This is a genomic window from Galbibacter pacificus, assembly GCF_029603165.1.
Classification (GTDB): domain Bacteria; phylum Bacteroidota; class Bacteroidia; order Flavobacteriales; family Flavobacteriaceae; genus Galbibacter; species Galbibacter pacificus.
Map to the genome: position 1 here is coordinate 424,344 of NZ_JAQSVC010000002.1, position 12,108 is coordinate 436,451.

Genomic DNA, 12,108 nt, shown 5'->3' on the forward strand with positions numbered 1-12,108 from the left:
TTGTTCGATCAAAATAAACTAAACAAATATATTATGGCTTCCGTTCAATTCAGTTTCACATCAGAAGGCGATAACCGTCAACCAGAATTCAATAGTATTATAATTGAAGTAAATATCCCGAAATTTTCGTATAACATTAGTCGGAGTCAGATTTTCCGTTACGCAAGCGGTTTCGAATCTTTTAAGGTTTCGCATGATGTTGAAGACGAAACGTATAAAGTAAACGTGCCGTTAAATAAATTGACAGGAACGGAAATGGAGGACATTTACGGGTTTTTCCTATATCATTTTATAGATATTTTAAAAGAAGAGGGCGTTAATATCAACGATTATTCGTTCAAGTTTACCATTACGACCAAGGACGATTTAAATCAGGTTATTTCTACCAAGGAATTTGAAGGGATTTATTATTTGAAGTCGCTTTATTCGTCTGATTTTGACAGAAAATACCATCAAGAAGAATATGCAAGATTTCTAAGCACTTATGGCGACATTAACTCTAAAAAGAAAGATGCACTAAACGTAAAAGGGCTTGCCAACTTGGCCGATCAATACAATAAACGTGTTTTTATAATAAATAAAGAAGCTTACGAGCTGTTTAAATATATTTTTGATGCCATTTATCCAGAAAGGAATGTTTCTGATGATTTTGTGCTTAATTTCATACAAATTCTTGTAGATCTTAATGGCGAGCACCCAAAACTAACCGAAGCCGAATTTACTATTGGATACACGCAATTGGCCGATTTCCTTAAAAAAACCGAATATAACATCAGCAAAGAATTTTTTGATTATTTAAAGGAAAATTTCAACAAATTGTTCGATTTCCCCATTGCTATTCCTGAAATTCAAACCTTGACCATTGGTGGAAAACTGGAAATTATTTCAGAAGAAGAAGTAGTTCAGGGGGATTTGGATTTTTACGATTTGTCGGTCGAATATTTACAGGTAAACGGAACCCCCAAGATTTTAAAATACAATTGGACCGAAGCAGGAAATACCATTGACGATAATACCATTGATTTTAACTTTAATGATGACGAACCATTATTGACCAATAATATCTCCGGGCCAGTTTCGGTAAAGGTAAAAGGGTACGATGGTGCAGTTCTTTGGGAAGAAAAATTCAATAAAGATAACGACGAGCTTCAAAACCTCGATATAAAAATACGCAAATACCCCGCCGGTACCATTGAAGTAGATCCGCAAACCGGAAAACCAAAAAGTACCAAACGGTTGCGTGGAAAAGTGCTTCAGAATGGAGATAAGTATAATTTAAACGAGCTTACGGTAATTGTTCAGGCAAAAAAAGACGGCGACGAACTTTACAGGATAGTAGGTTCTGCAACCACCGATAAATCGGGGAACTTTTCGTTGGATTATCCTTATGGCGATTATATAGAGGCCCAGGCAATGGTATCGTTAATGCCAAGTAGTCCGGTAGATTTGGTTGTAAATCCCGATGATTCCAACGAAACCATTTCAGACGATTTTATTTTCTTGCTTTTAATAGATGAAGAAGTGGTGGTAACCAATACCGAAACCGACGAACACGATGATTGCGATTGCCATGCTACCAAAAAGGCAAAGAGACTGCCCGACCAGGCAGATCTTATTAATTCAGACGAGTATACCCAGGATATTGGCGGTTCCTGCATCAACCTTTCCACCCCAAATAGAACCCTACGCGAATATAGTTACAATGCCATTGTGCGCATATCCGACCCCGAAGTGGCAAATTATGTGTTGCAAAAAGTAAATTTCCGGGGAAAAATACAGTACAATTTAGTAGGCGGAAGAAAAACGCTTGACCGGAAAGAAGTAGACCTGGACAACCCAATTCGCTGGGAAGACGCCCCCGATGCCAAAGAAAACCTGTCCATGTACCAAGCTGTTACGGTGGCTACGGGGCATATACTTCATTATAAATCGGTTTTTAAAGCCGATGGTTACTCGTTGGGAGATTTGGTATATTCGTTGCCATTGGCGCCCGGGCAGAAAAAACAAATTGTGGTATTTGAGTCATCTCATTCCCTTTCCGGTGCCGAGTCGCAATCCATCTCACAAGGAGAGAGCCTTTCGGCAGAATTGATTAGCGACCGCTTCATTACCGATCAATTAAGTGGGGGTATTAACGAAAACATGAGCGGTAGGAGCAAGGCCCATACCTCGGGAATGTCGGCAGGTTTGGGCGTTGGGGTTTCCTACGGCGGCATTGGTGCGTCTTTGGGGGTTGCCGGAGGTTTTTCAAATTCAAATTCGTCTGCCTCTCAAAACAGTTCAAGGAATATCTCTCAGTTTTTTGGGGAAAAGCTAAGGCAATCGTTAATGCAAAATGCAGAAAGCTACAGGCAATTAAATGCATCTGTGGTAACAACGGTTACCGAAGGGCAAGACTATGGTGTAACGGCCGAGACCATTGCCAACCATAACCATTGCCATTCCCTTACCATGATGTATTTTGAAGTGTTGAGGCATTATGCAATATACCAAGAGCTCAGCCATGTAGAAGAGTGTGTGTTCGTGCCCTTGTTAATGACCAATTTTTCAACAGAAAACATTCATAAATGGAAAGACATTTTGGCACAGAACCTATTGCCAATTCCTTCAAATACATATTTAAGGACATTTTCTTTTTTAAGGAGACAGCACCCTTTATTAAAAGCTTTTGATGCCAACGAACGCATAAAAACAAATTACGCAAGGGTAGATTTTCCAGACCAGACCTATGCCGATGAAGTTATAACAGAACTTACCGGATATATGAAACTGAATATCCATATTCCAAGGCCCAAAACCCGGTTTGACAGAATCCTGTCTTTCCCCGTAATAAAAACAAAGGTAACTGTAGATGCGGGTGTAGATGTACCGGGCACCATACGCCAAAACATCAAAGACACCATTGTGGGGGCAGTGGTTCCCTGTGCTGCAAAAGGCCCAAGTATAAAAAGGAATACCACAACTACCGAAGTTTTAACCCGGGGACAGATATTTGATATGTTTATGACCTTGGATGCTAATTATGAAACTGTTCCTCCCGCTCAATGTATCCGTGTTAATTTTGATGGATCCAATGGGGTAAATGTATTTAAGAATTTTATCAGCATTGTTTTTGATGGTGACGATGTTCCAACCCAAATGGATTTCTTTGCAGGAATGGAAAAAGAGAAAAAGCTTTGGGAAGCATATGCCAAGATATTGGATATGGACCTTGAAGAACTTTTTAGTTATTTTAATGGAAATGTAATTGCCGATTGGGACAGGATATTTAACGAACACATAGCACCGCAAATTGTAAGCAACTTGATAAAAGATAATATTGGAAGTGGTGGGGCAAGGGTTTCCATTACGCCACTTGGTGATGTGGACCTTACGGAAGAGCAAAAATATAAAGGAGGGAATAGGATATTAAAATATTACATAAAAGATAACGGCCTTCCCACAAACAAAACCCGTAAATCCATTGATGAAATAGAAATTGATTTTACTTCGCCGTTAACCGGGGAATATCACGATCTGTTTTTTAATTACGTAACCTTTAAACTAGATAGCATCCAGATTAATTACAGAAGCGATTACCATTCGTCAACTTTGGTAAACAGGCGGCTTGTAAACGACTTACATGATGATGTACCGAATATCAATACGCCATTGAATTCACTCGAAAAGAAAAACCCCAGAAAAGAAGATGAATACCTTGTAAACGAGCTCATTGAGCATTTAAACAGTAATTTAGAGCATTATAATAAAATATTGTGGTCAAATTTGGATCCGGACAGACGGTACATGCTCCTCGATGGCTTCAATATACAAACATATACTTCAACAGGACATAAATCGGTGATGCGCAGCTTGGCATCGGTGGTAAAAAACGAATTGACTACCATTACGGGGAATTCTTTGGTTTTTCCAGTAGCCGAAGGATACCGCGTAGGAAGAAACAACATGCTTGAAGAAATTGGCGATAATGTATTTATAGAAACATCGCTGTTTGATTATTACAAGCCCCTTACCCCAATACCTCCATATAGGGTAAGCGTGCCAACCCGTGGCGTATTTATGGAAGCCATACAAGGCAATTGCGATGCCTGCGAAATGGTAAAAGAAAACTCATCTCAGGATTGGGATAAGTTTAGGACCGAAGAGCCTACTTCAATAGCTCCTGTGGTAACCCCAACGCCAACCGTAACCGAATACAAGCCCGAGTATAAAGATTTTGCCACTCCAATGGTAAATATACAAAATGCGCCCGATGCTCCGGCACCGGGGGCCGGTTTATCCCAATTATCAGAATTGTTAGGGAAATCAGGCGTGTTTAACGATATTACCGGATTGGCAGGAAATCAGGAAAATGCCATGAAAACTTATCTTTCCAATCAGGAAAATGCAAAGGCTTTTGCAGAAATGGCAAAAAGCCTGGCAACCCAGCAACATAATACCCAAAATTCTCAAAACATTGCCGATGGTATTTCGCAGGCACGCCGTGATGGTAATATAAGCGATGAAGACGCACAAAATTTAACGCGTCAACATTTGCAACAGCAAATAGACGGAGGGGAAAGCGCAAGGGAAACTCAGCAATTTGAGCGCGAACAAAGTAGGCCTTCATTATCCCAAACAGCTTCCGATGCCGTAAACCGTGGTCAATCTGTACAGGCACAGCGTACCGATGCCGATGGCACCCATGAATCTATAAGCGTAAGGCCACCCGAAGGCTCTCAACCTGTTAACGTAAATTATACTGTTGAAGGGTTAATACAGCCGTCTATGGGTTGTTGGGCAACGGTAGCTACCATGATGATGAATTGGAAATTACACAGCTCGAACCCAATTCCGGAAATACTAAGAATGGCCGGAGAAAATTTGACCCCGCCAAACGAAAATTACTATGTAACTATGTTCGACAATGCTACCGGGTTAGCAGCATCAGAAAAAAATCAATTTATAAGCGCGTTGAACATGCAGGCCATGCCACCGGCAAGTTATACAATTCAGCAATATTACGAGTGGTTAAGCAATTATGGACCATTATGGATTACTATAGATGCCGATCCTACAGGTGGGTTCTCGCCGCATGCATTGTTGCTATTTGGAATGTCTGGAGATTTAAACAATCCAGACGATGTTACCTTTAAATTTATAAATCCTCAGGACGGGCAAGAACAATTTGAGTATTTTGATGATTTTATTGAAATGTTCGAACAAATGGCTACAGACAACTCTGGAGACCTGTTTCTACAAGTGGTAAGATTTAATGAAAGACTTTCCTTGGTTTCTGAAGGGCAAGCTTCGGGGGCGGGAAATCAATGGGATATCCCTGCCGATACCGTTATGAATTTTGCCATACAGGTAGCCCATGATGAATTTAATACTTGGTGGACAGGAGGTTTATTGGACAATAATAATGACGGCATAGAAAAAGTTACGGAATATTGGTTGCCTTTCTATTCTGTTTCTGGTGCCGAAAGCACCGCAAGGCAAACAGAGCCCAGTCAAGTAGCGTGGAGTGCTGCATTTATTTCTTATTTATTATTAAGGGGCTATTTGCATGCCGTTGTAGCCAATTATCCAGAATTGGCTACACACAATGGCTTGGACCTAGAAGATTACAACACGCTAAGCAATACCCAAAAACGAACACTTTTGCGCCATGCAAAAGATAATTTGGAAAGGTTGGGAATCTTTAAAGCCGGCGGAAACCATGTAAGGTACATTGCTCAAAGTATGCAATTACAGCATAATTCCATTACTTTACTGGACCCAACCACAGAACCCGTACAATTGGGAGATTTAATACTAAACGGTCGGGATGGAGCTACATATAGCATTAATGGCAATGGTAGGATTAGCCCGTCCAGTGGCTCCAGCCATGTGGATGTTGTAGTTGAGATAATTCAAATTGAAGATGCCAATTTTGCAAGGCTTGTGGGTGGAAACACTACAAATACTTCAGATAGGGTAGCGTATAAATTAAGGCCGCTTGATAGTGCTGGGCGATTGATAAACGAAAGTAGCCTGAATGATGTTCCCATGGATGCATTAGGGCAAAATGTAAGAGACCACATGAGCGCATTAAGCAGCGGTTATTATTCCATTAGCGATGTCTCTGGCATAATAGAAGGAGCCAATGCATATGAACGCATTATTATAGGCGAAACAAATATAATTGCTAGATTTACATAATTTTAATGGTATACCATTATTGCTTCAATTAGAACTCGTCTTAACTTTTTTAATCAACCCACCAGAATAACCCTTGTCGGGCAGGGTGGAAAGAGTTAAGATGAGTTTATAATAAAAAAAACTACAAGCCTATGAGTGCCTTCAACAAATTAAAACAATGAACTTAACTATAAACAACAATTTTTTTGTTATTACCGGCGGGCCCGGTGTTGGAAAAACAACGTTGCTTAATGAACTAAAAAATAAAAATTTGGTTGTTGTACCCGAGATAGCAAGAGAACTTATAATTGAGCAGAAGCATAATAATGGAGAAGCCCTTCCATGGAAAAACACAGAATTGTACAAACAATTACTATTTGACCGATCTATTAAAAGCTATAAAGAAGTTGAAAAGGAACATGCCGGTTCTGTTCCGGTTTTCTTTGATCGTGGGTTTCTGGACACGCTTTGCTATGCCAAATTGATTAATTCAAAAATAAACGGGCACATGCATGGGTACGGTAAAAAATTACGGTACAACAAAAACGTTTTTATACTTCCGCCGTGGAAAGAAATATACATAACCGATGGCGAAAGAAAACAAAATTGGGAAGAAGCTTTATTGACCTTCAAGAAAATGGCAGAGACGTACAAAGAATATCATTATACCATTAATGAAGTCCCAAAGAAAAGTCCAAGCGAAAGGGCTAATTATATTTTAAAATGCATTAATGCCCAGTGAATTAATAAAAACAACACAATGTATAACTTATTTTGATTAACGGGGCAATCGTTTAGATTTTTATTATCTTTATGCTATAACACCAATTAAGGATAACATGAAAAAGTTACTTTTTATAGCATTAATAATGCTTCAGTTTTCTGTATCGGCACAAGAAGAAACAGCCCCACAAAATATGTCTTATAACGATATGTTGAACAAACAGGTAGAACAGCTTCAGCTAACAGGTGCCGAAAAGGACAGTTTTATAAGCATCAGCAAAAAATACTATGACAAGGCAGTTGAAGTAAAAAACAGCAGTGTTTCCAGAAACGAAAAATTTCAAGAACTAAAATCGCTCATGAAGGGTAAGGACGATGAGCTTCAAGCAGCCCTTTCCCCTGCAAGTTATAGCACTTACAAAGAAATGCAGAAAGAAAACAGGGAAAAGGTAAAAAGAGCCTATAGGCATTTAAATGCCATTCATGAATAATATTTATAAGTGGATATATTGTTGTTGACTTTTTTAAAAGTAAATAAAACACTTAATTTGTAAGTGAAATCCATAATTAATATTCAAAATGAAGGTTAAAAAATATGCATCCATGTTGATGCTTTTTGTGGCAATAATTAACCTAAGTGTACTATCTGCCCAAACACTGCCCGAAACAAGTCCTGAAGCTGTTGGAATATCTTCAAACCGACTTACTTATTTAACCAAAACCTTTAACGATTTTGTAAAAGACGATGCCTTGCCGGGTTCTGTTTTATTAGTGGCAAGACATGGAAAAATAGCCTATTACAAAGCTTTTGGTAAAAAGGATATCGAGAAAAATGTTCCTATGAAGAAAACCGATATGTTCCGTATAGCTTCTCAAACAAAAGCCATTGTAAGCGTTGGGATCATGATGTTGCAGGAACAGGGAAAACTATCCATTACAGATGAGGTGGGAAAATACATTCCAGAGTTTAAAAAAACAACGGTTGCCGTTGCCAAAGAAGACGGCTCTTATAATGTGGTAGCTGCCAAAAGAGCCATTACACTACGCGATTTATTAACGCATACCTCGGGGATTGGATATGGTAACGGTATTGCAGCCGATAAATGGAAAGAAGCCGGGATTCAAGGCTGGTACTTTGCCGATAGAAAAGAACCTATTTTGGAAACCGTAAAAAAAATGGGGAACCTTCCTTTTGATGCCCAGCCCGGTGAACAGTTTGTATATGGGTATAGCATTGATATTTTAGGTGCCATTATTGAAGTCGTTTCAGGAGAAACATTAAATGACTTTTTACATACGAACATTTTGGGGCCTTTAAAAATGAACGATACCTATTTTTATTTACCAAAAGACAAAAAAGACAGGCTTGCCGTGGTATATTCCCCTTCTGGAAACGGATTGGAAAAAGCCCCAAATCCCGGTGGGATGGTAGGCCAGGGAGCCTATGTAGACGGCCCCCGAACAAGTTACTCGGGCGGTGCCGGATTAGTAAGCACGGCCAGCGATTATGCACGCTTTTTACAAATGATGCTCAATAAAGGAACGTTAAACGGTGCCCGTATATTATCGAGAAAATCGGTTGAATTAATGACTGTAAACCATCTTAGAAACATTAAGTTTCCCTGGGCAGACGGCACGGGCTTTGGCCTGGGCTTTACGGTGGTAGAAGACCTTGGTGCAAGGGGAACAATGGGCTCTGTTGGCGAATATGGATGGGGCGGGGCATATCATTCTACCTATTGGGTCGACCCAAAAGAAGATATGGTTGTGGTTTATTTAACACAAGTCATCCCTACAAAAACCATGGAAGATCATGAAAAACTACATTCGTTAATTTATCAGGCTTTAGAGGAATAAGAAAGGGTTTGAAAATAAAGGACTTATAAATTTGCTGCATATAATAAATGTAGATAGTAATGAATGTAAACTCGGAGTTTTATAATCATTTAGGTTTTTTATTTGGTAGTATTGGCGTAATTCTTGGCGTTTTCTTTGGAATTATCATGATATTTCGCAAAGGAAAATTTACTGCCAACGCAAACATTTTTTTGGGTCTTTACCTACTTTGTTTCGGCTTGCGGATGGGAAAATCATTGTTTCATTATTACTATTTTATTGAAACAGCAATTCTCAATATTTTTTTGAGTATTTTTTTGGTAATTGGGCCATTGGTTTGGTTGTATTGCTTTCATCTTATAAAAAATAAAACTAAGTTGAATACGCTTTACACATACCTTCATTTTATTCCGTTCTTTCTTTCCGTTATACTCAGTGCTTATATTCCGGCTATTTATCAACCTTATTCATGGGTATTTTACTTTTTTATTTTTGCACATGGCCTCATGTACTCTTTGTATGCTCTGTATTGGGTTTTGAGGAGTCAGCGGTTTTATGAGAATGTTTCCAAAGGGAAAATAGTTAAAAATTGGCTTACAATATTTATTGCTTCCACGATTGTTATATATATCAATGCGGTATTAATTTATTTTAATATTGTTCCGTTTTACCCAAGTAGTTCGTTTGTTTTTTCTGTGGTTTTATTGATTTTAATTATTTGGGGCTTTTATAGCTTTGATGTTTTTTCTTCGGATATGGAAAAGTATAAAAATTCATCATTGAACAAGGATGCGGCTTTGGATTATTCAAATGAATTAAAACGTCTAATGAATGATGATAAACCATTTTTAAACCCGGAGCTTACCTTAACATCGCTTAGCAAAACCTTAGGGATAACATCTAAACAATTATCGCAAATAATAAATCAGGTTGAAGGCAAAAATTATTCGCAATACATTGCAGAACTTCGGGTTTATCAAGCTGTCGAACTACTTAAAACCAATAAATACAAGCACTATACTATGGCTGCAATTGCTTACGAATGCGGATTTAGCAGTATTTCATCATTTAATATTGCCTTTAAAAAAATTACCGGAAAGACCCCCGTTCAATATAAACAAACTGTTAAAGTTTATTAAAATATCCCATTTTGTTTTCCTAAATCATGATTTAAATAGATTTAACAGCATGATTAGATGATTTTCGTGAAAATTTCACGCGTATGTTTTTCATTTGGTTTATTTATTTTCTTTTTATTCAATTGGTACATTTTTTATCGACATGGAAATTATATAAAATGGCCGGAAGAAAAAGTTGGGAAGCCGCAACCCCTATATACAATGCCGTTATTTTAATGAAAATTATAAACCGGCCAACATGGTGGGTGATATTATTGTTTGTTCCCATTGTCAACTTAATCATGTTTCTGGTAATATGGGTTGAAACTATAAGGAGTTATGGTAAAAACACTCTATTGGATACATTTTTGGTTGTATGTAGTTTAGGATTGTATGTTGCATATCTAAACTATTTTTCAATGGATTTATCATATATAAACAAAAGGTCATTGAAACCTAAAACATCCATCGGTGAATGGATAAGTTCTATGTTATTTGCCATTGTAGTTGCAACAATAGTGCATACATATCTTGTTCAACCGTATGTAATACCTTCATCTTCACTTGAAAAAACGTTACTTGTTGGAGATTTTTTATTTGTAAGTAAAATTAATTACGGAGCAAGGATTCCATTAACAACAATTGCTTTCCCGATGGTTCACGATACCATTCCAGTTATTAATTGCAAGTCGTATTTATTTAACGATGCTATTTCTAAAAAGGAAACATCATGGTTTAATAAGTTTCAGCTCCCGTATTTGAGGTTGCCTGGTTTTCAACGAATAAAACGAAACGACCTTGTAGTGTTCAACCAACCTGCTGATACGCTTTTGGATATGAGCAACTTTCATCCAAACAGAAATTATTACAAGCCAATAGACAAAAAAACAAATTTAATTAAACGTTGTGTCGGTTTACCTGGAGATACATTGTCCATTATCAATGGATATGTTTTTATAAATAATAAAAAATCAATACTGCCAAAAAATGCAAGGCTACAATTTGCATATTTTGTAGAAACCAAAGGAGGTAAGCTTACTCCAAAATATATGTACGAACGTTTTGGGGTTACCGACTGGTTTGGAGAAATTAAGCCCAGCTTATATTATTTTAAGTCATTAACCAACAAAGCCGTCAAAAAGCTATTGAAAAACCCAAATGTTGTTGCCGCCAACAGAGACATGGTACAAATGGAAACCATTGTCCAAAAAGTTTTTCCATATTCGGGAGCATATAAAAATACTGTAAATCAATTTGAAGCAGTTTATATTCCAAAAGCAGGAAGAACCATTCAATTAAATAAAGGAATATTGCCGTTGTATAAAAGGGTAATTGAAGAATATGAACATAATGAATTAAAACTAAAAGGGAATCAAATATTTATCAATGGAAAAGAAGCAAAAACATATACCTTTAAACAGGATTATTACTGGATGATGGGCGATAATAGGGATAATTCTATTGATTCCCGCTTTTGGGGTTTTGTTCCTTTTGACCATATTATTGGAAAACCTGTTCTTATTTGGTTCAGCTGGAATAAAAATGAAAAAGGGATTATAAAAAAAATACGTTGGAAGCGATTGTTGACTTCAGTTGAGGGTTCGTCAAAATCGTACTTTATATATTTTGCAATATTAACCCTTGCATACTTGGGCTATACAGCTTTTAGAAGAAATAGAAAGTAACATTATAATGTTAATATTTCCCTAAAATCTAAGTTAATGTTTGTTTTTTGCAAGTAATCCTATGACAATATTTATTAACTTAATCAAAAAATAAAGAATATGGCCGACTTTAAACTTAACATTAACGGAGAATCACGACAAGTAAGTATAGACCCTAATACCCCTATGCTATGGGTATTGCGCGATCACCTTCAATTAGTGGGCACCAAATTTGGTTGTGGCATTGCTCAATGCGGTGCATGTACCATCCATATTGAAGATGTAGCGGTACGCTCATGCCAATTGCCTGTTTCGGCGGTTGGCGAACAAAAAATCACCACCATTGAAGGCTTATCAAAAGAAGGAGAGCATCCGGTGCAACAGGCATGGTTGGAGCAGGACGTACCACAATGCGGGTATTGCCAGGCCGGACAAATTATGTCGGCTACAGCCTTGCTTAAAGCTAACCCAAGCCCAACCGATGAAGAGATTGATCAAGCCATGAACGGCAATATATGCCGATGTGGTACTTATACACGCATCAAGAAAGCAATTAAATCGGCTGCAACCACAGCACAGAATAGTTAGTTATTCAATTTTGCTAA

The 12,108-nt window shown here is 37.8% G+C and carries 7 protein-coding genes; all 7 read left to right on the forward strand.

All coding sequences use genetic code 11. The features are described from left to right. Window positions 1-33 precede the first annotated feature (33 nt). Window positions 34-6,183 (forward strand): DUF2272 domain-containing protein, encoded by a 6,150-nt coding sequence (locus PSF86_RS06305; RefSeq protein ID WP_277899209.1) that lies wholly within the window; start codon window positions 34-36, stop codon window positions 6,181-6,183. 157 nt (window positions 6,184-6,340) lie between these two features. Beyond that, window positions 6,341-6,904: an AAA family ATPase gene (locus PSF86_RS06310; RefSeq protein ID WP_277899210.1), complete on the forward strand. Its 564-nt coding sequence runs from the start codon at window positions 6,341-6,343 to the stop codon at window positions 6,902-6,904. Between the two features lie 97 nt (window positions 6,905-7,001). Further along, on the forward strand, window positions 7,002-7,376 hold the full coding sequence (locus PSF86_RS06315; RefSeq protein WP_277899211.1) for a hypothetical protein: 375 nt from the start codon (window positions 7,002-7,004) through the stop codon (window positions 7,374-7,376). An 88-nt stretch (window positions 7,377-7,464) separates the two neighbouring features. After that, a complete protein-coding gene (locus PSF86_RS06320) occupies window positions 7,465-8,742 on the forward strand; it encodes a serine hydrolase domain-containing protein (protein WP_277899212.1) in 1,278 nt (425 codons plus the stop codon). 356 nt (window positions 8,743-9,098) lie between these two features. After that, window positions 9,099-9,860 carry a helix-turn-helix domain-containing protein gene (locus PSF86_RS06325; protein WP_277899213.1) on the forward strand — a complete coding sequence of 254 codons (762 nt, stop codon included), beginning with the start codon at window positions 9,099-9,101 and terminating at the stop codon, window positions 9,858-9,860. A gap of 158 nt (window positions 9,861-10,018) precedes the next feature. Next, window positions 10,019-11,524, forward strand: coding sequence for a signal peptidase I (gene lepB / locus PSF86_RS06330; protein WP_277899214.1), 1,506 nt, complete (start codon window positions 10,019-10,021; stop codon window positions 11,522-11,524). 99 nt (window positions 11,525-11,623) lie between these two features. Next, window positions 11,624-12,091, forward strand: coding sequence for a (2Fe-2S)-binding protein (locus PSF86_RS06335; protein ID WP_277899215.1), 468 nt, complete (start codon window positions 11,624-11,626; stop codon window positions 12,089-12,091). Window positions 12,092-12,108: the final 17 nt, after the last annotated feature.

Coding starts and splice junctions, on each gene's coding strand:
- PSF86_RS06335 (WP_277899215.1), top strand. CDS start 11,624: ATGGCCGACTTTAAACTTAACATTAACGGAGAATCACGACAAGTAAGT.
- PSF86_RS06315 (WP_277899211.1), top strand. CDS start 7,002: ATGAAAAAGTTACTTTTTATAGCATTAATAATGCTTCAGTTTTCTGTA.
- PSF86_RS06310 (WP_277899210.1), top strand. CDS start 6,341: ATGAACTTAACTATAAACAACAATTTTTTTGTTATTACCGGCGGGCCC.
- PSF86_RS06305 (WP_277899209.1), top strand. CDS start 34: ATGGCTTCCGTTCAATTCAGTTTCACATCAGAAGGCGATAACCGTCAA.
- PSF86_RS06320 (WP_277899212.1), top strand. CDS start 7,465: ATGAAGGTTAAAAAATATGCATCCATGTTGATGCTTTTTGTGGCAATA.
- lepB (WP_277899214.1), top strand. CDS start 10,019: ATGGCCGGAAGAAAAAGTTGGGAAGCCGCAACCCCTATATACAATGCC.